The organism is Sphingomonas sp. ACRSK, assembly GCF_022346685.1.
In the GTDB taxonomy this organism is placed as follows: domain Bacteria; phylum Pseudomonadota; class Alphaproteobacteria; order Sphingomonadales; family Sphingomonadaceae; genus Sphingomonas; species Sphingomonas molluscorum.
On the sequence record NZ_JAKRNR010000041.1, the window covers coordinates 1 to 21625 of the forward strand.

The window sequence follows — 21625 nt, forward strand, 5'->3', positions numbered from 1 at the left end:
GCGGTGAGGTGCGTCCTCTCCCCTCCCTCTTAGGGAGGGGCTGGGGGTGGGTGCCGGCGAGGTACTCGGCGGCGTTCTGCGGTCGCGAATGGCAGTGGGCCTTCCGTCGGCGCCGCGCCGCACGGGGCTGGCGTCGAGCGGCTTCGCTTCGCTTGCCGACCCACCCCCGGCCCCTCCCTTGCAGGGAGGGGAGTGTGGCTCCGGGCAATTCCACCGGCGGCGGAATCGCTCTACAGGCTCGGCGCATGACCGTTACCACCCGCTTCGCGCCGAGCCCCACCGGGCGGCTCCACCTCGGCAACCTGCGCGCGGCGCTGATCAACTGGCTCTATGCCAAGGCGAACGGCGGCCGGCTGCTGCTGCGCATCGACGATACCGATGCGGCGCGATCGGAGGAGCGGTTCGTGGACGCGATCCGCGCCGATCTCGCCTGGCTGGGGATCGACGTGGCGGGGGAGGAGCGCCAGTCGGCGCGGTTCGAGCGTTATGAGGCGTGCTTCGCCGAGCTGGTCGCGGCGGGGCGGGTGTATCCGGCGTATGAGACTCCCGAGGAACTCGACCTGCGGCGCAAGGTGCTGCTGGGGCGCGGGCTGCCGCCGGTGTACGACCGTGCGGCGCTGGCGCTGACGGACGCGGACCGCGCGCGGCTGGAGGCCGAGGGGCGGCGGCCGCACTGGCGATTCCGGCTGGATCATGACGCGCCGATCGGGTGGCAGGACCTGGTGCGGGGCGAGCAGCGGTTCGAGGCAGCGCGGCTGAGCGATCCCGTCGTGCGGCGCGCGGACGGCAGCTGGCTCTATCTGCTGCCGTCGGTGATCGACGACATCGACATGGGCGTGACGACGGTGATCCGCGGCGAGGACCATGTGTCCAACACCGCGACCCAGATCCAGATGTTCGCGAGCCTGGGCGCCGGACTGCCCGAGTTCGCGCATGTCGCGCTGCTGACGGGGGCGGAGGGCAAGCTGTCGAAGCGGCTGGGCGCGACCGGCGTCGACGAGTTCCGCGCGATGGGGATCGAGCCTGACGCGGTGGTGGCGATGCTGGCGCGGCTGGGCACCAGCGATCCCGTAGAGCCGCTGGTCGACCGGGCGCCGCTGATCGCCGGCTTCGACTTCGCACGCTTCGGACGGGCGCCGGCGCGGTTCGACGAGGCGGAGTTGCAGGCGCTCAACGCGCGCATCGTCCACCAGCTCGACTGGGAGCGGGTGCAGGCAGAGCTGCCCGAGGGCATGGACCGGACGGGCTGGGAGGCGATCCGCGCGAACCTGTCGACCGTCGCCGAGGCGGCGGACTGGTGGCAGGTGGTGACGGGGCCGATTCCCGTGCCGGCGCTGTCCGACGAGGATCGTGCGTTCGTTGCCGAAGCGGCGGGCGTGGCCGAGTCGATCGACTGGGCGGAGGCGAGCTGGGCGGCGCTCACGGGGGCGCTCAAGCAAGCGACCGGGCGCAAGGGGCGGGCGCTGTTCCTGCCGCTGCGGCTGGCGCTGACGGGGCGCGAGCATGGGCCGGACATGGCGGCGCTGCTGCCGCTGATCGGGCGCGACGCGGCGATCGCACGATTGCGCGCGGCCGGGTAGGTGGAGGTCGGCTAGCGCGTATCCTCCGCCGTGCTCCCGCGCAGGCGGGCGGTTTCAGGCACAACCGCCGTTATTCTGCCTGGCCCTGAACCCCGCTTGCGCGGGGCTTTTGCGAAGCAGAGGCTGCGGTCTGTTGGCCACCCGTATTCCTGCGCAGGCAGGAATCCAGGGCCAAGCAGACCAACGACGTGCGGTGCTTGGGACCCTGGGCTCCTGCCTTCGCAGGAGCACGGTCAGCGCTTTGCAGAGGTTTCGCCTGCGCGCGGATACGGTTCGGAGAGCGGGGAGTGTTCCCGAGATGGCGCCGAGACGCACGCCATTGCGTCTGCAGTGTTATGATGTACCATCGCCTGCTCGGCCCTTGGAGGGCACGAACGAGGAGAAGCCGATGTACGCGAATCGCTTTGCATCCGAACGCCGCTTCCACCCTGCCAGCATGGGCGTAGCCCTGGCGATCAACGGCGGCCTGCTCGCTGCGATGCTGCTGGCCGGATCGGTCTCCGTGGTCCGCTATGAGGACCCGGCGCTGAACACGACCGCCATTCCGCTGCCGCCGACGCCGCCGGAGGTGAAGCCGGAGCCGCAGCCGGTCGAAAAGGCGGTCCAGCCTCCGCCCCAGACGCTCCCCTTCCTGCCGAAGCCGCTCATCGACCTGCCGCGGCCTGACGAAACCGTCATGGCGAGCGATCCGACCCTGCCGATCACCCCGCCGCCGACGACGACGGGGACACTCGGCGGGACGGGCACGGGCGTCACGGTCGATCCGCCCAAGCCGATGCCGGTGCTGGTCGATGCCGCACCCGACCCGCGGTACAAAGACGCATTCCAGCCGGCCTACCCGCCCGCCGAGCGCCGCGCCGAGCGGGACGGCGTGGTCACGGTGCGGGTGCGGATCGGTGCCGATGGACGGGTGACCGCGGTCGAACCGGTGCGCGCCACCAGCGATGCCTTCTTGGAAGCGACCCGGCGGCAGGCACTCTCCAAATGGTGCTTCCGTGCCGCCACCCGCGACGGCGTCGCCGTCGAGAGCTGGCGGGTGATGACGGTGCGTTTCGAGATGGAGAACTGAAGGGGCGGCGCAGGGGCTGGTGGCCGAGGGCGGTGACGCCTATCTGGAAGGCCCATGAGGATCCTGCGCCACCTGTCGCCGCTGCGTGCGTACCATGACCTGCGACTGTTCCTGTCGCATCGGCGGCCGCACCAATGGGCGTTCCTCGCGCTGGCGGTGACGATCACCGGCCTGTGGATCTGGGCGTTCGTCCATGATTCCCACTTCGAGCGGCCGTACAAGCGCGAGATCATCTACGTCCAGGATTGGCGGCTCGACCGCACGGACGAGGAAATCCGAGCCCAGCAGAAGATCGACGAGGCCAAGCGCCAGAAGGAGATCGCCGAGCTGGAGAAGCGGCGCGCGCGGATCCAGGCCGAGTTCAAGAAGCTCGACGACGGCATGACCGCCTGGGGGCTTTGACCTCCTTGGCCCACACGACCGACGATGTACGCTGGATGGGCGAGGCGCTGGCGCTGGCGGAGCGCAGCCGCGGCCAGACCGCGCCCAATCCCAATGTCGGGTGCGTGATCGTCGCGCCCGATGGTCGCGTGCTCGGGCGGGGCTGGACGCAGCCGGGCGGGCGCCCGCATGCCGAGGCGGTGGCGCTGGCCGCGGCGGGGGAGGCGGCTAAGGGCGCGACGCTCTATGTGACGCTGGAGCCCTGCGCGCATGTTTCCGCGCGGGGACCGGCCTGCGCAGACCTGATCGTCGCGGCACAGCCGGCTCGTGTGGTGGTGGCGCTGACCGACCCCGATCCCCGCACCAACGGCCAAGGCATCGCCCGGCTGCGTGCTGCCGGAATCGCGGTGACCGAGGGCGTGTGCAGGGGCGAGGCGCGGCGCAGCATGGCGGGGTTCCTGACCCGCCTGGCGCTGGGGCGGCCGCATGTGACGCTGAAGCTCGCCACCTCGCTCGACGGGCGGATTGCGCTGCCATCGGGGGAGAGCCGCTGGATCACCGGGCCGGAGGCGCGCGCGGATGTGCATCGCGAGCGTGCCCGCCACGAGGCGATCCTGGTCGGGCGCGGTACCTATGAGGCGGATGCGCCGCGGTTGGACGTTCGGCTGCCGGGCCTGGAGCATCGCAGCCCGCGCCGGTTGCTGCTGACCCGCGGGGCGGCACCCGAGGGGTGGGAAGCGCTGCACGACCTGGGCGATCTGGGTGCGCTGGACGGGGTCGACCATCTGCTGGTCGAGGGGGGTGCGGGCGCCGCCGCTGCCTTCCTGGCCGCCGACTTGGTCGACCGGCTGCTCTTCTATCGGGCGCCGATCCTGATCGGCGCGGGGACGTCGGCGGTGGGCGACATCGGCCTGTCCAGCCTGGCCGAGGCCCATGGCCGATGGCGGTTTATCGAGGCGCGTTCGCTTGGCAGCGACCGGCGCGAAGTCTACGAGCGCGAGCGAGATTGATATGTTCACCGGAATCGTCACCGACATCGGCACCATCGAGGCCGTAGAGCAGACGGGCGACCTGCGCGTCCGCATCGCCACAAGCTATGACACCGCAACCGTCGACCTGGGCGCGTCGATCGCCTGTTCGGGCGTGTGCCTGACCGTGGTCGACAAGGGGCCGGGCTGGTTTGCGGTCGACGTGTCGGGGGAAACCGTGTCGCGCACCGCCCGCGACCAGTGGACGGCCGGCCGCCGGCTAAACCTGGAACGTGCGCTGAAGCTTGGCGACGAACTCGGCGGGCACATCGTCACCGGCCATGTCGACGGGCTGGGCGAAGTGACCGAGGTTACCCAGGAGGGTGGGTCGCATCGCGTCACCATCCTGGCCGGCCCGGAGATCGCGCCGTATCTGGCCGCCAAGGGTTCGGTAACGGTCGATGGCGTCTCGCTGACCGTCAACAGCGTCGAGGACGGGGCCGATGGCACGCGCTTCGGCCTCAACATCATTCCACATACGGCCGAGGTCACGACCTTTGCCGACATCGCCGAGGGGCAGGCCGTCAATCTCGAGATCGACGTGCTCGCCCGCTATCTCCAGCGCATGGAGCGCTATCGTGAAAGGACGCAGCATGGCGCTGCCTGACCCCGGCTCCCTCGAACCCGCCCGGCTCCGCCACGGCTTCCTCTCCTCGCCCGAGGAGATCATCGACGAGGCGCGCAACGGGCGCATGTTCATCCTGGTCGACGACGAGGACCGGGAGAATGAAGGCGACCTGGTGATTCCGGCGCAGATGGCGACGCCGGAGAAGATCAACTTCATGGTGACGCACGGCCGTGGCCTCGTCTGCCTGGCGCTGTCGAAGCCGCGGGTCGAGGAACTCGGCCTGGAGCTGATGAGCCGCAACAACGGCACCCGGCACGAGACCGCCTTCACCGTCTCGATCGAGGCGAAGGAAGGGGTGAGCACCGGCATCTCGGCGGCCGATCGTGCGCGCACCATCGCGGTGGCGGTCGATTCGACCAAGGGCGCGGCCGACATCGTCACGCCGGGGCATGTCTTCCCGCTGATCGCGCGCGATGGCGGCGTGCTGGTGCGCGCCGGTCATACCGAGGCGGCGGTCGACGTGGCGCGGCTCGCCGGGCTCAACCCCGCGGGCGTGATCTGCGAGATCATGAACGAGGACGGCACCATGTCGCGCCTGGACGACCTTGTCGGCTTCGCGCAGCTGCACGGCCTCAAGATCGGGACGATCCGCGACCTGATCGCCTATCGCCGCCGCCACGACCATCTCGTCGAGAAGCGGGCGGAAAGCCGCTTCACCAGCCGCTGGGGCGGCGAGTGGACGGCGATGACCTTCTGGAACAAGGCGACGGGCAGCGAGCAGGTCGCGCTGGTGAAGGGCCGTATCGACCCCACCAAGCCCACCCTCGTCCGCATGCACGCGATGTCGCCGTTCGCCGACATCTTTGGTGAGACGGGGCGCCGCGCGGAGCTGCTCAGCCGGTCGATGGAGATCATCGGCGAAGAGGGCGCGGGCGTGATCGTGGTGATCAACAAGCCGCGGCTCGACCAGTTCACCGTCGCCATGCAGGCGCGCACCGGCGAGCTCAATCCCGCCGACATGGACCAGCTGCGCGACTATGGCGTCGGCGCCATGATCCTGAACGAACTGGGCGTTGCCGAAATGGTGCTGCTCACCAACACCCATCACACCCTCGTCGGGCTCGACGGCTATGGCCTGTCGATCGTCGGCGAGCGTCCCATCGACACGGAGCGCTGACATGGCCCGCATCTTGATCGTCGAAGCGCGCTTCTACGACCACCTCAACGACCTGCTGCTCGACGGCGCGCGCACCGCGCTGCAGGAGGCAGGGCAGGATTATGAGATCGTCACCGTGCCGGGCGCGCTGGAGATCCCGGGCGCGGTCGCGATGGCGGCCGAGACGGGCCAGTTCGACGCCTATGTCGCGCTGGGCGTGGTGATCCGCGGCGAGACCTATCATTTCGAGATCGTCGCCAACGAAAGCGCGCGCGGGCTGATGGCGCTGGCGATGGACGGCCTGCCGATCGGCAACGGCATCCTGACCGTCGAGAACGAGGCGCAGGCGCTGGCCCGCGCCGATCGCAACGACAAGGACAAGGGCGGGGAAGCCGCCAAGGCGGCGCTCGCCATGCTGGCGCTGCGCCAGCGCTTCGCCTGATCCGGCGCCGCGGCTGAGCCGATGACGTCGGAGGGCCGCGGAATGGGGCTGGCGGCCGCGGTGGTCGCCAACCTGACGCTGGCGATGGGCCCGTGGCTGGTGCGACTGGCCGAGACCGGGCCGGTCGCCGCCGGCTTCTGGCGGCTGGCGCTGGCGATGCCGGCGCTGCTCGCTTGGTCGGCGATCGCCAATCCTGGGGCGTTGCGGCGGGGGCTCGCCTTCTGGCCGGTGCTGCTGGTGGCGGGGCTCGCGTTCGCGGCGGATCTGGCGACCTGGAACGTCAGCATCCACCGGACCACGCTCGCCAATGCGACGCTGTTCGCCAATTCGGCGACGCTGATCTACCCCGTCTATGGCTTTCTGATCGCGCGCGCCTGGCCGAGCCGGCCGCAGGTCGCAGCGCTGCTGCTGGCGATGGTCGGCGGCGGCATGCTGCTCGGCCAGTCGGCCGAGTTGTCGCACGCGCATCTCGTCGGCGACCTGCTCGCGCTGTTCGCGGGGCTGGCATACGCCGTCTACTTTATCGGCATGGCGCGGGTGCGCGCGGCGGTGCCGCCGATGCCGGCGCTGGCGTTGTCGGGAGTCGCGACCATGGCGCCGCTCTTGGTGCTGGCGATCGGGCTGGGCGAGCGGCTGGTGCCCGACGACGCGGTCGGCTGGGGGCCGCTGATCGGGCTGGCGCTGGTCAGCCAGGTACTCGGGCAGGGGCTGATGATCTATGCGCTCGGCCGGCTGCCGCCGCTGGTGATCGGCATCACGCTGCTGCTCCAGCCGATCGTGGCGGGCGGGATCGGCTGGGCGGTCTATGGCGAGCGGCCGGGTACCCCCGACCTGATCGGCGCGCTGCTGGTCGCCGCCGCGCTGGTGCTGGTCCGGCGCGAGCCGAAGGTTGCGCCTGCCGCCGGGCAGACTAGATCGGTGGCCTGATCCCATGAAGGAGGCCGCGATGGCGACCGCAGCATTCGAAGACGCAACGCTGGACGAACTGCGCGCTGCGCTGGCGCCGGTGGTGGCCGCGAACGCCGCGTTCGACGGCTGGGCGCCGGCCGCGGTGACCATGGCGGCCGAGCAGCTGGGCATCGACCCGGACGTCGCCCGCGCGGCGATGCCGAGCCCGCTCGACATGATCGACGCCTGGTTCGCGCATATCGACCGGCTGATGATGGAGCGGCTGCCTGCGGACACGCTCGCTGCGATGAAGATCCGCCAGCGCATCACCGCGCTGGTCGAGGCGCGACTCGCGGCGGTCGCGCCTCAGCGGGAGGCACTGCGCCGGGCGCTCGCGATCCTGGCGATGCCGCAGAACCTGGCGCGTGCCACCCGACTGGGCTGGCGCAGCGTCGACCTGATGTGGCGGCTCGCGGGCGACACCGCGACCGACTACAACCATTATACCAAGCGGGCGACGCTGGGGGCGGTCTATGGCAGTACGGTCACCGTGTTCCTGGACGACGAGAGCGATGGCTGGGCCGACACCCGCGCGTTCCTGTCGCGGCGGATCGACAACATCATGCAGTTCGAAAAGGCCAAGGCGCAATGGGTCGGCCGTGCGTCGAGCGAGCGGCGGCTGAGCCTGTCGCGCTTCATCGGGCGCCTGCGCTATCCGGCGGTTTGAAAACGAAAAAGCTGGCCTTCCGCGTCAACTATTGATAATCACTCGCAATGCTTTCGCCCAACGCCAGCCTCTCGCACCTCGCCCAGCGCCAGCATGCGCGCGTGGCGGGGGTGGATTGGGACGCGCTGCAGCCTGCCGAGGCGCGGCGGCTGCGCGAGTTCGGCCTGGACGAGGGCGTGGAGATCGAGCTGCTGCACCGCGCATGGCTCGGCGGCGGGCCGGTCGCCTGTCGCATCGGGCGGATGATGGTGGCGCTGCGCCCCCATGTCGCCGCCGCCATTCGCGTCACCCTGGCCGTCGACTGAGGCCTTTTCGGACAGGATCATGAACCACCCACCGCTGGTCGCGCTCGTCGGCAACCCCAATGCCGGCAAGAGCGCCTTGTTCAACGCGCTCACCGGCGCGCGCCAGAAGGTGGGCAATTATCCGGGCGTGACCGTGGAGCGCCATTCCGGGCGCATGGCGCTGCCCGACGGGCGGCCGGTCGAGCTGGTCGACCTGCCCGGCACCTACAGCCTCGATCCCTCCAGCCCCGACGAGGCGGTGACCCGCGACGTGGTGCTCGGCCGCCAGCAGGGCGAACGGCTGCCCGACGTGCTGGTGGTGGTGGCGGACGCCACCAACCTCGACAATCACTTGCGCTTCGTCCTCCAATTGAAGGCGCTCGACCGGCCGATGCTGGTCGCGCTCAACATGGTCGACATGGCCGAGCGGGACGGGCTGAAGTTCGACCTCGACGCGCTGTCGGCGGAGATCGGCTGCCCCGTGGTGCCGACGGTTGCGGTGCGCAAGCGCGGGCTCGACGCGTTGCGCGACGCGCTGGCCGAGGTGCTGGCGGGTGCCCCCGCGACGCTGCCGCCGCCGCTCGACAGCTTCGACGCCGACATCCGCCATTTCCAGCGCGAGGCGCGCCGCGTCGCAGGCGTCGCGATCACCGAGCAGCCGCGCGCGCGGGCGGTGACGCGATCGATGGACGCCATCGCGCTGCACCCGGTGTTCGGGCCGATCATCCTGCTCACGCTGATGTTCGTGATGTTCCAGGCGGTGTTCAGCTGGTCGGAAGCGCCGATCGGCTGGATCGAGGGCCTGCAGGGCTGGCTCGCCGACACGGCGGTGGCGACGCTGCCGGAGAATTTCCTACGCGACCTTTTGGTCGAGGGCATCATCAACGGCGTCGGCTCCGTCGTGGTGTTCTTGCCGCAGATCCTGATCCTGTTCCTGTTCATCCTGGTGCTGGAGGCATCGGGCTACATGGTCCGCGCCGCGTTCCTGATGGACCGGCTGATGGCGAGCGTCGGGCTGTCGGGGCGTGCGTTCATCCCGCTGCTCTCCTCCTTTGCCTGCGCGATCCCCGGCATCATGGCGACGCGCGCGATCGACGATCCCAAGGAGCGGCTGACCACCATATTGATCGCGCCGCTGATGACCTGTTCGGCACGCCTGCCGGTCTATGCGCTGATCATCGGCGCGTTCATCCCCGCGCGGCAGGTGGCGCCGGGAGTCGGCTTGCAGGGGCTGGTGCTGTTCGTGCTCTACCTCGCCGGCATCGTCGGCGCGGTGCTCGCGGCCTTCGTGCTGCGGCGGACGCTGGCCAAGGGCCAGGGCGGCGGCTTCATGATGGAGATGCCGCGCTACCAGATGCCGTCGCTGCGCGACGTGGCGCTGGGGCTGTGGCACCGCGGGTACGTGTTCCTGCGCCGCGCGGGCACGACGATCATGACCGTCACGGTCGCGCTGTGGCTGCTCGCCTCCTATCCGGTGGCGCCAGAGGGCGTGAAGCAGAGCGAATATTCGGCCGCCGGGCGGATCGCGTCGGGGCTGGAGGTCGTGCTCAAGCCGATCGGCTTCAACCACCAGATGTCGCTGGCGGTGATCCCGGCGATGGCGGCGCGCGAGGTCGCGGTGTCGGCGTTGCAGACCGTCTATGCGATCGATGCGGCGGACGAGGAACAGGGTGCGCAGGAACTGGGCGGGCGGCTGTCGGGCCGTTGGAGCCTGCCGACCGCGCTCGCCTTCCTCGCCTGGTTCGTGTTCGCGCCGCAGTGCCTGTCGACGATCGCGGTTACGCGGCGGGAGACCAACGGGTGGCGGGTGCCGGGGCTGATGCTCGCGTACCTGTTCGGGCTCGCCTATGCGGCGGCGGGGATCACGTACTGGAGCGCGGTGGCGCTGGGGCTGTAGGCTCTTCTTGTGCCCCGGCGGAGGCCGGGGTCCAGTTGCGGTGCGCCTTGGAAGCGTCCGCGCCCTCGCCAACACCTTCCCGACTGGGCCCCGGCCTGCGCCGGGGTACAGGGGAGGGGTTAGTCCGGCATGTCCTCACGCCTCGCCCCGTCGAGGGTGCGCTCGGCTCGGCTCCGGTCCTGCGCCTCCGCCGCCTTCTGCGCCTTGGTGCGGCCGAAGCGGTGGCGGTTGGCGTCGGCCTCTGCTGCCTTTTCGGCGCGAGCGCGTGCCTTACGCGCGCGGTTCAGGTTGATGATCTCGGCCATGCCGCCTAGTCTAGCGCACCCGCGCCGGCCGGCATACGTCGCTGCGACCGATCGCCCCGCGCGCCCGCATTTTCAAAGTTAATGGAGACATCATGGCCGGCAGCGTCAACAAGGTCATTCTGGTCGGCAACCTGGGCCGCGATCCGGAGTCGCGCAGCTTCCAGAACGGCGGCAAGGTGGTGAACCTGCGCATCGCCACGTCCGAATCGTGGAAGGATCGCAACTCGGGCGAGCGCAAGGAAAAGACCGAGTGGCATTCGGTTGCGATCTTCAACGAAGGCCTCGCGAACGTCGCCGAGCGTTTCCTGCGCAAGGGATCGAAGGTCTACATCGAAGGCCAGCTCCAGACCCGCAAGTGGCAGGACCAGAACGGCCAGGACAAATACTCGACCGAGATCGTGCTGCAGGGCTTCAACTCGGTGCTGACCATGCTCGACGGTCCGGGCGGCGGCCAGGGTGGCGGCGGCGGTAGCCGCGGTGGCGACGACTTCGGCGGTGGCGATGATTTCGGCGGCGGCTCGGGCGGTCGCGGCGGCAGCTTCAACAGCGGCGGCGGGCGCAGCGGCGGTGGTGGTGGCCGCTCGGGCGGCGGCAGCAGCGGCGGTGGTTTCGGTGGTGGCTTCGGCGACGACCTGGACGACGACGTGCCGTTCTGATCGCGGTTGCGATGGGAACGAAGAAGGGGGCCGCGGCCCCCTTTTTTGTGCCTGCGATACGCCCGGCAAGATCCGTATCCCTGCGCAGGCAGGGATCCAGGGCCAAGCAGGACAACGGCTGTTGGCGCCCGGGATCCTGGGCTCCTGCCTTCGCAGGAGCACGGGAGAGGGGAGGCAGGCGGGTGCCCCAGTCAGGCGACACCGCAACTGGGCCCCGGCCTTCGCCGGGGTACAGTTGCGTGCGGAGCCCCCTAGCGCCGCAGCAGGAACACCGCGTGTTCGGCGCGGAAGTTGGCGGCGGCGGCGCTGGTGCGGCGGTCGCCTTTGAGGAACCAGGCGTCCTCCACGGTGATCCCGCGCGCTTTCACGAAGGCGCGGAAGTCGTCGATGGTGACGTGGTGGATGTTCGGCGTCTCGTACCACGGCACCGGCAGCAGCCGGGTGACCGGCATCCGCCCGCCCCACAAGAGGGACGCGCGCACCCGCCAATGGGCGAAGTTCGGGAAGGACACGAACGCGCGGCGGCCGATCCGCAGCAGATGGTCGAGCACCACATGCGGGCGCATCGTCGTCTGCAGCGTCTGGCTGAGGATCGCATAGTCGAAGCTCGCGTCCGGATAGCCGGCAAGATCAGTGTCGGCGTCGCCCTGCACCACCGACAGGCCGCGTGCGACGGCGGCGGCGACGTTGCCGGGGTCGATCTCCAGCCCGCGCGCGTCTACGTGGCGGCTGTCGCGCAAGGCTGCCATCAGCGCGCCGTCGCCGCAGCCGACGTCGAGCACGCGCGCGCCCTCTGCCACGTTGGCGGCGATGACGGCGAGGTCGGGGCGAAGTGTCGTCATGCGCGACCCCAGGTGAGGAAGCCGTGCACCACCCGGTCGAGCTCAGGCGATTCGAGCAGAAAGGCGTCGTGGCCGAAGGGGCTGGAGAGCTCGACGAAGCTGGCGCGGGCGCCGGCGGCGTTCAATGCCTGCACCATCACCCGCGACTCTGCGGTCGGGTAGAGCCAGTCGGTGTCGAAGCTGACGATGCAGAAGCGCGTGGCGGTGTCGCGGAACGCGTTGGCGAGCATGCCGCCATGTTCCTCGGCGAGGTCGAAATAGTCGAGCGCGCGGGTGATATAGAGATAGGAGTTGGCATCGAACCGGTCGGTGAAGGCGAGGCCCTGGTGCCTGAGATAGCTTTCGACCTGGAAGTCGGCGTCGAAGCCGAAGGTCTTGGCGCCGGCCTGTCCGTCCGGGCGCGCCTGGAGGCGGCGGCCGAACTTGGCGGTGAGCCCGGCCTCCGAGAGATAGGTGATGTGCGCGGCCATGCGCGCGACGGCGAGGCCGGCGGCGGGCGGGTCGCCGCTCTCGTAATAGGCGCCGTTGCGCCATTTCGGGTCGGCCATGATCGCCTGGCGACCGACCTCGTGGAAGGCGATGTTCTGGGCGGAATGGCGCGCGGTGGCGGCGATTACCACCGCTGCCTCGACGCGTTCGGGATAGGTGGCGGCCCAGGACAGCGCCTGCATCCCGCCCATCGAGCCGCCCACCACGGCCGCGAGGCGGTCGACGCCGAGATGGTCGAGCAGCAGCGCCTGCGCGCGCACCATGTCGCGGATGGTGATGACTGGGAAAGCCATGCCCCATTGCTCGCCCGTCGTGGGATCGATCGAGGCGGGGCCGGAGGAGCCCATGCAGCTGCCGAGCACGTTGGAGCAGATCACGAACCAGCGGTCGGTGTCGATCGGCTTGCCGGGGCCGACCATACGCGTCCACCAGCCGGGCTTACCGGTGACGGGATGGTCGGAGGCGAGATACTGGTCGCCGGTCAGCGCATGGCAGACCAGCACGGCATTGTCCGCCGCGGGCGACAGCGTGCCATAGGTCTCATAGCCGATCTCGACCGCAAGCAGCGACGCGCCGCCGTCGAGCGGCAGCGGGCCGGCAAGCCGCGCCCGGCGGCGCAGACCGAAGCGTTCGTCCGACATGCTAGCCCTGTTGGCTCACCGGCCGCTCAGCGCGTCCAGGGTGGGACGGATGCCCGAGAGGTCGTAGCCGGCGCCCGCGGCCTTTTCGACCAGTTCGGCGGAGTCGCCGCCGGCCTTGGCTTCGGCAAGCGCCCACAGGTTGCAGGAGCGCGTGCCCGAGCGGCAATAGGCGAGTACCGGGCCGTCTGCGGCATCGAGCGCGGCGCGCATCGCGTCGAGCTGGCCGTGGCCGAAGCCGGCGTGGGTCACGGGAATGGCGGTGTAGGCGAGGCCGGCGGCTTCGGCTGCCGCCTGGATCTCGGCACCGGAGGGCTGGCCCGGCTCCTCGTCGTCGGGGCGGTTGTTGACGATCGCGGCGAAGCCCGCCGCGGCGATGTCCGCCATCTGGTCAGGGAGGATCTGGGGGGCGACGGAGACCTTGCTGTCGATGGTGCGGATCATGCTGCCTCGCGGATGACCTGGAGAAAGGCGTCGCCATACGCCTCCAGCTTGCGCGCGCCAACGCCGGTGATGCGGCCGAGCGCCTGAAGGCTCGACGGGCGCATGGTCGCCATGTCGCGCAGCACCGAGTCGTGGAAGATGACGTAGGGCGGCACCGACGCCTCTTCGGCAAGCTCACGACGGCGGCGGCGCAGCGCCTCGAACAGCGGATTGCCGATCGGGTTGGGGGTGGCGCCGGCAGCACCGCGGCGGCGGCGCTCGCGCTTGGGCGGGAGGACGAGCTTGAGGGTCGCTTCGCCTTTCAGCAGGCCGCGCGCGCCGGGGCCGAACTCCAGCCCGCCGTGCGGATTGGCGCGGATGGCGTCGCGCAGCAGCAGGGCGCGGGCGACGGGTTTGAGGAGATGCGCTTCCTCCGCCTCGACGATGCCCCATACCGACAGCGCCTCATGGCCGTTGGTCATGCTGCGCTCGGTCGACTGGCCCTGGAGCACCTGCTCGATATAGCCGACGCCGAACATCTGGCCGGTGCGGAACACCGCCGACAGGAACTTGCGCGCCGTTTCGGTCGCGTCGACGGCGGCGGGCGGATTTAGGCAATTGTCGCAGTTGCCGCAGGTGTCGGGCGGCGTCTCACCGAAGTGGGCGAGCAGGATCGCGCGGCGGCAGCCGGCGGTCTCGACCAGCGCGCCGAGCGCATTGAGGCGCGCGCGTTCGCCGGGCTGGCGCTCGGGCTCGACCTCGCCGATGCGCTGGCGGGCGCGCGCGAAGTCGTCGGCGCCCCAGAACAGATGCGCGACCGCCGGGTCGCCGTCGCGGCCGGCGCGGCCGGTTTCCTGGTAATAGCCCTCGATCGACTTGGGCAGGCCGGCGTGGGCGACGAAGCGGACGTCGGGCTTGTCGATGCCCATGCCGAAGGCGACGGTGGCGACCATCACCATGTCCTCGCTTGCGACGAAATCGGCCTGGTTGCGCTGGCGGACGGCGGGATCGAGCCCGGCGTGATAGGCGCGGACCTCGCGCTTGGGCGTCGAGAGTGCTGCCGCCAGCCGCTCGGTCGCGGCGCGGGTGGGGGCGTAGACGATGCCGGGGCCGGGATGTTCGGCGAGGATGTCGGCGATCTGCCGCGTGGTGTTGTCGCGCGGGGTAATCGCATAGCGGATGTTGGGCCGGTCGAAACCGGCGACGATCATCCCCTCTTCGGGAATGCCCAGCTGTTCGAGGATGTCGGCGCGGGTATGCGCGTCCGCGGTGGCGGTGAGCGCGAGGCGCGGCACATCCGGGAACTGGTCGAACAGCGGGCGCAGCAGGCGATAGTCGGGGCGGAAGTCGTGGCCCCATTCGCTGACGCAATGCGCCTCGTCGATCGCGAACAGGCTGAGCGGCGCCTGGGCGAGCAGGTCGCGGAAGTAGCTGCCGGATGCGCGTTCGGGCGCGACGTAGAGCAGGTCGAGTTCGCCGGCGCGGAAGCGGGCGATCGTTTCCTGCCGGTTTTCGTCCACCGAGGTGAGGGTGGCGGCGCGGATGCCGACCGCGGTGGCCGCGCGCAGCTGGTCGTGCATCAACGCGATGAGCGGCGAGATGACGACGCAGGTGCCGTCGAGCACTACCGAGGGCAGCTGGTAGGTGAGCGACTTGCCGGCGCCGGTGGGCATCACCGCGAGGGTGCGCTGGCCGGCGAGCACCCGTTCGACCACCTGGCCCTGGACACCGCGAAAGCCGGGGAAGCCGAAGGTCGACTGGAGAACGGACACGGGATCGGCGGGCATGGGGGCGCTGTAGCGGGCGGGGTCGGGGCGTGTCGAGGTTTTGGGGTGGTTTCCCGCTCCCGTTCCCTTCTGCTTCGTACCCCGGTGGAGGCCGGGACCCAGGTGGGGAACGGCAGCGATGGAGCTGGGACGTCTCCCAACTGGGCCCCGGCCTTCGCCGGGGTACGAGCCAGTGGGCTGACCTAAACCCCGCCGATCGCGGCCTCCACCACCGCGGGTCGCGCCTCTTCCTCCAGCTGTTCGAAGGTGCATTGGCGGGGTGCCTTGTCGGGGCGCCAGCGCAGGAGGGCGGTGCCGTGGCGGAAGCGGTGGTCGGTGATCTGGTCGTAGCGGACCTCCACCACCAGTTCGGGGCGGAGCGGCTGCCATTGTGCGGAGCGTTCGGTCGACCAGCGGCTGGGGCCGCCGGGCGCGTCGCCGGTGAAGCCGGGGGCCTCGACCAGCGCCTCCAGCCTGGCGGTGAGTTCGGGGCGCTCGGCCGCCGGGATGCCGCTGGTGAAGCCGACATGGTGGAGGAGGCCGGCATCGTCGTAGAGGCCGAGCAGCAGCGACCCGACTTCCTGCGCCGCGCTGGCGTAGCGGAAGCCGCCCACTACGCAATCGGCGGTGCGCAGGCGCTTCACTTTGACCATCGCGCGCTCGCCGGGGCGGTAGGGCTCGGCGAGCGGCTTGGCGACGACGCCGTCGAGCGCGCTGCCGGTGCCGCCGAGCCAGCGGCGGGCGACTGCCGGATCATCGGTGACGGGCGAGAGGCGAAGCGTCGGTGAGCGGTGGCGGGCGTGGAAGCGCTCCAGCGCGGCGCGGCGTTCGGAGAGGGGACGGTCGGCCAGGGTCTCGCCGTCCGCGGCGAGGCAGTCGAACAGCATCAGGCGGGCGGGGGTCTCTGCGGACAGGCGGCGGATGCGGCTTTCGGCGGGGTGGAGGCGCAGCTGGAGCGCGCCGAAGGAGAGGGTGGGGCCGACCGGAATCAGCAGCTCGCCGTCGAGGACGAAGTCGCCGGGAAGCTCGGCTAGGGCGGCGGCGACTTCGGGGAAATAGCGGGCGAGCGGCTTTCCCGACTTGGACCAGAGCAGCACGGCGCCGCCCTGCTTGACCGCGAGGCAGCGGAAGCCGTCCCACTTGGGCTCGAACTGCCAGCCGGGGCCGTCCGGCAGCTCGGCGGCGAGCTTGGCTTCCATCGGTTCGAGTGGGGCGGGATCGGCCATGAAGGAGAAAACGCAGCAAGGCGCGGAATCGTCCAAGTCCCCGCATCGTTTCGGCTGGCGTCCCGCCATTCTCCCGCTAGTCTGTTGGGAAACGGGGGGAAATGATGAAGCATTCGCGGTGTGGTTTGGCGTTGAGCGTGCTGGCGTTGCTGTCGGCCTGTGGCGGTAACGACGGCGGCGTCTTGGGCGGATCGGTGACGACGCCGGCGCCGAGCCCCACGCCGACCCCGACCCCCACGCCCACCCAGACCGCGGGCTGCTCGCTGCGGGAGCGGCAGGACTGGGCGGCCGCGCAGCTCAACGAATGGTACCTGTTCCCCGAGACGCTGCCGGCGCGGCTGGACCCGACGCCCTATGCGAGCGTCGATGCCTATGTCGACGCGCTGACCGCCACCGCGCGGGCGCAGGGACGCGACCGGTTCTTCACCTATCGCACCTCGATCGCGGAGGAGGATGCCTATTATGATGCCGGGTCGAGCGCCGGCTACGGCTTCCGCCTGGGGCTGACCAGCGACGGCCGGCTGTTCGTGACCGAGGCGTTCGAGGACGCGCCGGCACTGGCTGCGGGGATCGACCGGGGCACCGAGATCGTCGCGATCGGGACGAGCACGGGCACGCTCCGGACGGTCGCCAGCCTGATGAGCAACGGCGGGACCGACGCGCTCGACGAGGCGCTGGGGGCGAGCGCGGCGGGCACCCGGCGGGTGATGCAGGTCCGCGACGCATCGGGCACCCGCAACGTGACGGTGGCCATGGCCGACTTCGAGCTGCAGCCGGTGTCGAACCGCTATGGCGCCAAGGTGCTGAACGACGGCGGACGGCGGGTCGGCTACCTGAACCTTCGCACCTTCATCAACACCGCCGACCCGCAGCTGCGCCAGGCCTTCGCCAGTTTCCGCGCCCAGGGCGTCACCGAACTGGTGGTGGACCTGCGCTACAACGGCGGCGGGCTGATCAGCATCGCCGAGCTGATGGGCGACCTGATGGGTGCCAACCGCCGGACCAGCGAGGTGTTCACCAAGGTGAGCTTCCGCGCCTCCAAGTCCGAGAACGACGAGGCCCGCACCTTCGCGCCCCAGCCCCAATCGATCGCCCCGACCCGCGTCGCCTTCATCGGCACCGGCGGCACGGCATCCGCCAGCGAGATGGTGATCAACGGCTTCGTGCCGTACCTGGGCACCGGCATGGCGCTGGTGGGGACCAACACCTATGGCAAGCCGGTCGGCCAGGTCGCGCTCGACCGGAGCGCCTGCGACGACCGGCTGCGAGTGGTCGCGCTGGCGGTGCAGAATGCCGACGGCAACGCCAACTACTACAACGGCCTCGCGAACACCGTGCCCGCCACCTGCGAGGCGCCGGACGACATCAGCTATCCGCTGGGCGACCCGCGCGAGGCGTCGCTGCGCCAGGCGCTCGACTTCCTGGCCGGGCGCAGCTGCAGCCCGATCCTGGGCATGGCCGCGACGGCAAGCGGCCAGCGCACGGCCGGGCTGGGCCGGGCGCCCGAGCGGCAGCTTCTGAGGCCCGCGCGCCCGACGCCGGCGCAGCGCGAGGTGCCCGGGCTCTTCTGAGGCCCCTCTTGCGAGGGCCCCCATCGGGGCCGGCACCCCGCGCCGGCTGGCGGCTTACGAGGCCTGCATCTCTGCGGCGCGGTTGATGCGGGCTTCGGCGAGGTCGGTGAGCTTGGCGTCCGTCGCCTTTTCCTCGGCGAGGTTCTCGTCGAGGACGGCGGCGCAGTCGGAGCGGCCGAGCTCGCGCGCCCAGGCGATCAGCGTGCCGTACTGGGCGATCTCATAATGCTCGACCATCTGCGCGCCGAAGGCGAGGGCGGCGTCGAGCACCTGCTTGTCGTCGATGTCGGCCGCGGTCGCGTTCGCCGCCTTGATGATGCCGTCGATCGCGGGGCACTTGGTCTCGTCCGCCTCGACGCCGTGCATGCGGAACACCTGCTCCAGCCGGGTGCGCTGGCCTTCGGTCTCGCGCAGGTGCTGCTGGAAGCCGGCCTTGAGCGTGGGGTCGGTCGCCATCTCGATCATCTGGGGCAGCGTCTCCAGGATCTGGCGTTCGGCATAATAGATGGTCTTGAGGCCGTGGACGAACAGGTCGTCGAGCGTGTGGGTATCGGCTCCGAAGAGGCTCATGGCGAAAGCTCCTGGGGTTCGTGGGACGCTCCCTGCACATTTGCCGCGGGGGCGTGCCGGGGAAACGCACGGATGTGCCGGCGGTGCCGTTGAAATTATGCGGTTTTTCGCACGGCTGGGCGATGTTGCGGCGCGGAAGGTTAGGCAAAGGTTAGGCCAAGAACGGGCGCCGCTCACGGTGCGGGATCGCGGCGGCGGCCGGTGCGGTCGCGCCGCCCGCCGCCGAGCGGCGCGGGGCGGGCGAGCGCGGCCGGGATGGTCGCCTCCCGCGCAGGTGGCACGTAGCGCTCGCGATCGAGATCGGGATGGGCGCGGTAGAGGTCTGCCATGGCGCCCGCGCTTTCGAGCGCCTGGGCCAAGCGCTCGGGCGGCATGCGCAGGTGCGGATCGGCCGGCGGCACCGGGCCGAGCGCAGCCATCGCCTGGGCAAGCGCTGGCGGTGCGCGACGGGGCGTGGCGGCGGGGGCGGCAGGGCGCGCCGGCGGAGTGCGCTGCGGCCGCTCGACGCCGCCGAACCGCTCCGGCCGATAGGCGCGCAACAGGAACATCAGCAGGCGATCGTTGACCTGGCGGCGCGCGCCGATGCGGCAGCCGTCGCGGTCGAACACGGGCACCTCCACGCCTTCGAGCGCGCGGGAAAAGGCGACGGCAGCGAGATGGGCGGCGGCGGCATCGAGCGCGGCGTCCCAGGCGCGCGCGAAGCTCTCCGCGCCGGGTGCGCGGCGCAGGCGGTAGGCGCTCTGCACCGACATATCGACCGCTTCGCACGCGGCGGTGACGAGGCCGGTGTCGGCCAGCGCCTCGACGAAGCGGCGCTGCACGTCCGGCGACCAGCCGTCCGCGCGGGGGCGGCGCGCGACCGGGCGCCATTCATAGTCGTCGGGGTCGAAGCCGTGCGCGTCGCGCGATGAGCCGGGCGGCTGGGCCGCGGGCTGGGGGGCGAGGGTATCGCAGGCCGAGGGGCCGGCGGTTGCGGCGGGCGGGGTGGCAGGATCGCGCATCCGGGAGGATACACCAGAAACGCAGCCTGTAGGACAGGGCTCGCGTTGACATTGGACAGGACGTTGCCCAACTTCGGCGCATGCAGGCAGTCAGCTATTCCGAAGCACGCGAGAATCTAAAGGCGATGATCGACAAGGTCGTCGCGGACCGCGCGCCGCTCGCCATCACCCGCCAGCGCGGCGAGGGGGCGGTGCTGATTTCGGCAAGCGAATGGGCGTCGATCGAGGAGACGCTCTACCTGCTCCGCTCCCCGGCCAATGCCAAGCGGCTGCTGGAGGCAGTGCGCGGTTTCGAGGCGGGTGAGGAAGGCGTGCCGCTCCCGTGAAAGTCTCCTTCTGGCCGACGGCGTGGGACGACTATCGCCATTGGCAGGAGCATGACGCGAAGCTGACGGACAAGATCAACGCGCTGATCGAGGAATGCCGGCGCCATCCTTTCAAGGGTACGGGCAAGCCCGAGCCGCTGGGCGGCAATCTGGCCGGCTGGTGGTCGCGCCGGATCAGCCACGAGCATCGGCTGGTGTATCGGATCGCAGGGTCCGGTGCGGAGCAGGTGCTGCAGGTGGCGCAGTGCCGCTACCACTATTGAGGTCGCCTTGGCGCTGACGCGCTAGCGGACCTGGCGGACCTCCAGGCTGCCGGCGGGGAGCGGCTGGCAGAGCTCGGCGGCGGGGACGGCGGGGTCGAGCCAGCGGGCGCAGCGATCGAGCGGGAGCACCACGACCTGGCGGTGGTGATAGGGCGCGACGTCGGCGCCGGGCGGGCAGGTGAGCATCGACCAGGCCTCTCCCACCTGGGGATCGCTGCGCCAGATGCCGGCGATGCAGAACCAGGGCTGGTCGCGCAGGGAAAAGGCCCATTTGGACTTGGGCACGCGCTTGGGCTTCTTCTCGCCGGGCGGGGGTGCGGGCGGATCGGTGAATTCGAAGAAGCCGTCGACCGGGATCAGGCAGCGGCTGGCATGCGCGATCTGCCGCCCGTCGGAGCGGAAGTTGTAGACCGGCTTGCCGCCCGGGCCGGGCCAGCTCCAGCGGCGGGTGACCATCTCCGCTTCGTTTGGCGCGTCGGCGGCGGGGCGGATGATTTCCACCCGGTCGGTGATCTTGAAGCCTTCGAGCGGCGCGAAGTTGGGAATGCCCTCCGGAAAGCGCAGGGGCACGCGCAGGTCGTGCCAGTCGTCGCGGAGCTGGCCGATCTGGGTGCGGCGATAGGCTTCGTTGCACATGGGGGTGGCGTAGCGTGGTGGGGTGCGGTTGGGGAGGGGGAGCCAACCGGACATGCGTCACAATCCAAACCTCGCTTATGGCGAAAAACCACGCGGTGCCACTGCCATCGTCACCATGCCGTGCTTCATGCGAGTAACACTTGCACTGTATTCTTAAATCGCGTCTCTAAGGAAAACCGGTAGAGAATCTAAGGGGGTGGTATGAATAACGGGCATGTTAGCGATCATGTGTCGAGTTCCGCTGATAAGTATCCGATTTATGAAGGTTATGCCAAAAATCTAGAAAGCCTGATTAGAACGATACTTTTGTCGAAAAGAATACCATTTCACATCGTAGAAAGTAGGGCAAAAGCCGTACAAAGCTTTAGAGACAAGATATCACGACGTGGAAAAAAGTATGTAAACCCACTCGAGGACATCACCGACCTTTGCGGATGCAGGATAATAACCTATTATCAAGACGACTGCTCTGCCGTTGCAGACCTGATAAAGTCCGAGTTTGAGGTGATAGAAGAAGAGCTGTCACATCAGCCGTCTCACTTAGAAAGTGACCGGTTTGGTTATATATCATCGCACTACATAATAAAAATGAGAGAAGATCGTGCCCATTTAATTGAGTGGAGTCCGTATTCTTCTCTAATAGCAGAAGTGCAAGTGAGAACCGTTATTCAGCACGCATGGTCGGCGGTCTCCCATGCGATACAGTATAAAGAGGAGACTCAAGTTCCGTCACTGCTCCAAAGGCGGTTATATCGAATTGCTGGACTGTTTGAGCTGGACACCCGCAAAAACCGCGTATTTTGAAGCGGTCCGTCCGGCGAGGACATTGTTCGATGTTGCGGGACCATGATGGGCGCGCTGTCAGTCTCCTTCCGGCGGTATTTCGGGCTGTG

General features: G+C 69.6%; 25 protein-coding genes. 16 read left to right on the plus strand and 9 right to left on the minus strand.

Annotated elements, in window-relative coordinates; all coding sequences use genetic code 11:
* Positions 1-245: 245 nt before the first annotated feature.
* The 11 genes from gltX (at position 246) to feoB (ending at position 10020) form a co-directional block, all read left to right on the plus strand.
* Positions 246-1580: a glutamate--tRNA ligase gene (gltX, locus tag MHZ35_RS15865; protein ID WP_239436531.1), complete on the plus strand. Its 1335-nt coding sequence runs from the start codon at positions 246-248 to the stop codon at positions 1578-1580.
* Between the two features lie 388 nt (positions 1581-1968).
* A complete protein-coding gene (locus MHZ35_RS15870) occupies positions 1969-2649 on the plus strand; it encodes an energy transducer TonB (protein ID WP_239436532.1) in 681 nt (226 codons plus the stop codon).
* Between the two features lie 54 nt (positions 2650-2703).
* Entirely contained in the window at positions 2704-3051 is a 348-nt protein-coding gene (locus MHZ35_RS15875; protein ID WP_125962472.1) for a hypothetical protein, read from the plus strand.
* Between the two features lie 5 nt (positions 3052-3056).
* Positions 3057-4040: a bifunctional diaminohydroxyphosphoribosylaminopyrimidine deaminase/5-amino-6-(5-phosphoribosylamino)uracil reductase RibD gene (gene ribD / locus MHZ35_RS15880; RefSeq protein ID WP_446741062.1), complete on the plus strand. Its 984-nt coding sequence runs from the start codon at positions 3057-3059 to the stop codon at positions 4038-4040.
* A gap of 1 nt (position 4041) precedes the next feature.
* Positions 4042-4665 (plus strand): riboflavin synthase, encoded by a 624-nt coding sequence (locus MHZ35_RS15885; RefSeq protein WP_239436533.1) that lies wholly within the window; start codon positions 4042-4044, stop codon positions 4663-4665.
* Entirely contained in the window at positions 4652-5803 is a 1152-nt protein-coding gene (gene ribB / locus MHZ35_RS15890; RefSeq protein WP_239436534.1) for a 3,4-dihydroxy-2-butanone-4-phosphate synthase, read from the plus strand. Before MHZ35_RS15885 ends, ribB begins: the two co-directional genes overlap by 14 nt.
* A gap of 1 nt (position 5804) precedes the next feature.
* The gene (ribH, locus tag MHZ35_RS15895; RefSeq protein WP_239436535.1) at positions 5805-6224 is read left to right on the plus strand and encodes a 6,7-dimethyl-8-ribityllumazine synthase; all 420 of its coding nucleotides are present in this window, start codon (positions 5805-5807) and stop codon (positions 6222-6224) included.
* A gap of 21 nt (positions 6225-6245) precedes the next feature.
* Positions 6246-7151 (plus strand): DMT family transporter, encoded by a 906-nt coding sequence (locus MHZ35_RS15900; RefSeq protein WP_239436536.1) that lies wholly within the window; start codon positions 6246-6248, stop codon positions 7149-7151.
* A gap of 19 nt (positions 7152-7170) precedes the next feature.
* Positions 7171-7839 carry a COQ9 family protein gene (locus MHZ35_RS15905; protein WP_239436537.1) on the plus strand — a complete coding sequence of 223 codons (669 nt, stop codon included), beginning with the start codon at positions 7171-7173 and terminating at the stop codon, positions 7837-7839.
* Positions 7840-7886: 47 nt separating this feature from the next.
* Positions 7887-8144 (plus strand): FeoA family protein, encoded by a 258-nt coding sequence (locus MHZ35_RS15910; RefSeq protein WP_125962466.1) that lies wholly within the window; start codon positions 7887-7889, stop codon positions 8142-8144.
* A 19-nt stretch (positions 8145-8163) separates the two neighbouring features.
* Entirely contained in the window at positions 8164-10020 is a 1857-nt protein-coding gene (gene feoB, locus MHZ35_RS15915; RefSeq protein WP_239436538.1) for a ferrous iron transporter B, read from the plus strand.
* 119 nt (positions 10021-10139) lie between these two features.
* Here feoB and MHZ35_RS15920 read toward each other — a convergent pair whose 3' ends face one another.
* Positions 10140-10325 (minus strand): DUF4169 family protein, encoded by a 186-nt coding sequence (locus tag MHZ35_RS15920; RefSeq protein ID WP_239436539.1) that lies wholly within the window; start codon positions 10323-10325, stop codon positions 10140-10142.
* A gap of 92 nt (positions 10326-10417) precedes the next feature.
* Between MHZ35_RS15920 and ssb the strand changes: the two genes are divergently transcribed.
* The gene (ssb, locus tag MHZ35_RS15925) at positions 10418-10981 is read left to right on the plus strand and encodes a single-stranded DNA-binding protein (protein ID WP_125962463.1); all 564 of its coding nucleotides are present in this window, start codon (positions 10418-10420) and stop codon (positions 10979-10981) included.
* 251 nt (positions 10982-11232) lie between these two features.
* On the opposite strand, the gene metW is transcribed toward ssb, so the two are convergent.
* The 5 genes from metW to MHZ35_RS15950 form a co-directional block, all read right to left on the minus strand.
* The gene (gene metW / locus MHZ35_RS15930) at positions 11233-11823 is read right to left on the minus strand and encodes a methionine biosynthesis protein MetW (RefSeq protein WP_239436540.1); all 591 of its coding nucleotides are present in this window, start codon (positions 11821-11823) and stop codon (positions 11233-11235) included.
* Positions 11820-12953: a homoserine O-acetyltransferase MetX gene (gene metX, locus MHZ35_RS15935; protein WP_239436541.1), complete on the minus strand. Its 1134-nt coding sequence runs from the start codon at positions 12951-12953 to the stop codon at positions 11820-11822. The genes metW and metX overlap by 4 nt, the downstream gene beginning before the upstream one ends.
* A 15-nt stretch (positions 12954-12968) precedes the next feature.
* Positions 12969-13394, minus strand: coding sequence for a TIGR01244 family sulfur transferase (locus tag MHZ35_RS15940; protein WP_239436542.1), 426 nt, complete (start codon positions 13392-13394; stop codon positions 12969-12971).
* Positions 13391-15160 carry a DNA helicase RecQ gene (gene recQ / locus MHZ35_RS15945; RefSeq protein ID WP_239436543.1) on the minus strand — a complete coding sequence of 590 codons (1770 nt, stop codon included), beginning with the start codon at positions 15158-15160 and terminating at the stop codon, positions 13391-13393. The genes MHZ35_RS15940 and recQ overlap by 4 nt, the downstream gene beginning before the upstream one ends.
* Before the next feature lie 182 nt (positions 15161-15342).
* A complete protein-coding gene (locus MHZ35_RS15950) occupies positions 15343-16365 on the minus strand; it encodes an ATP-dependent DNA ligase (RefSeq protein ID WP_239436544.1) in 1023 nt (340 codons plus the stop codon).
* A 101-nt stretch (positions 16366-16466) separates the two neighbouring features.
* Between MHZ35_RS15950 and MHZ35_RS15955 the strand changes: the two genes are divergently transcribed.
* Positions 16467-17936 (plus strand): S41 family peptidase, encoded by a 1470-nt coding sequence (locus MHZ35_RS15955; RefSeq protein ID WP_239436545.1) that lies wholly within the window; start codon positions 16467-16469, stop codon positions 17934-17936.
* A gap of 54 nt (positions 17937-17990) precedes the next feature.
* On the opposite strand, the gene MHZ35_RS15960 is transcribed toward MHZ35_RS15955, so the two are convergent.
* On the minus strand, positions 17991-18506 hold the full coding sequence (locus MHZ35_RS15960) for a YciE/YciF ferroxidase family protein (RefSeq protein ID WP_125962529.1): 516 nt from the start codon (positions 18504-18506) through the stop codon (positions 17991-17993).
* A 173-nt stretch (positions 18507-18679) separates the two neighbouring features.
* A complete protein-coding gene (locus MHZ35_RS15965; protein WP_239436546.1) occupies positions 18680-19507 on the minus strand; it encodes a hypothetical protein in 828 nt (275 codons plus the stop codon).
* Between the two features lie 80 nt (positions 19508-19587).
* On the opposite strand from MHZ35_RS15965, the gene MHZ35_RS15970 reads away from it, so the two are divergent.
* Positions 19588-19833, plus strand: coding sequence for a type II toxin-antitoxin system Phd/YefM family antitoxin (locus MHZ35_RS15970; RefSeq protein WP_125962036.1), 246 nt, complete (start codon positions 19588-19590; stop codon positions 19831-19833).
* Positions 19830-20096, plus strand: coding sequence for a Txe/YoeB family addiction module toxin (locus tag MHZ35_RS15975; protein ID WP_239436547.1), 267 nt, complete (start codon positions 19830-19832; stop codon positions 20094-20096). The genes MHZ35_RS15970 and MHZ35_RS15975 overlap by 4 nt, the downstream gene beginning before the upstream one ends.
* A gap of 21 nt (positions 20097-20117) precedes the next feature.
* Here the strand turns inward: MHZ35_RS15975 and MHZ35_RS15980 are convergent, their stop codons facing one another.
* A complete protein-coding gene (locus MHZ35_RS15980; RefSeq protein ID WP_239436548.1) occupies positions 20118-20786 on the minus strand; it encodes an SOS response-associated peptidase family protein in 669 nt (222 codons plus the stop codon).
* Between the two features lie 147 nt (positions 20787-20933).
* Between MHZ35_RS15980 and MHZ35_RS15985 the strand changes: the two genes are divergently transcribed.
* Positions 20934-21536: a GTP pyrophosphokinase gene (locus tag MHZ35_RS15985; RefSeq protein ID WP_239436549.1), complete on the plus strand. Its 603-nt coding sequence runs from the start codon at positions 20934-20936 to the stop codon at positions 21534-21536.
* Positions 21537-21625 lie beyond the last annotated feature (89 nt).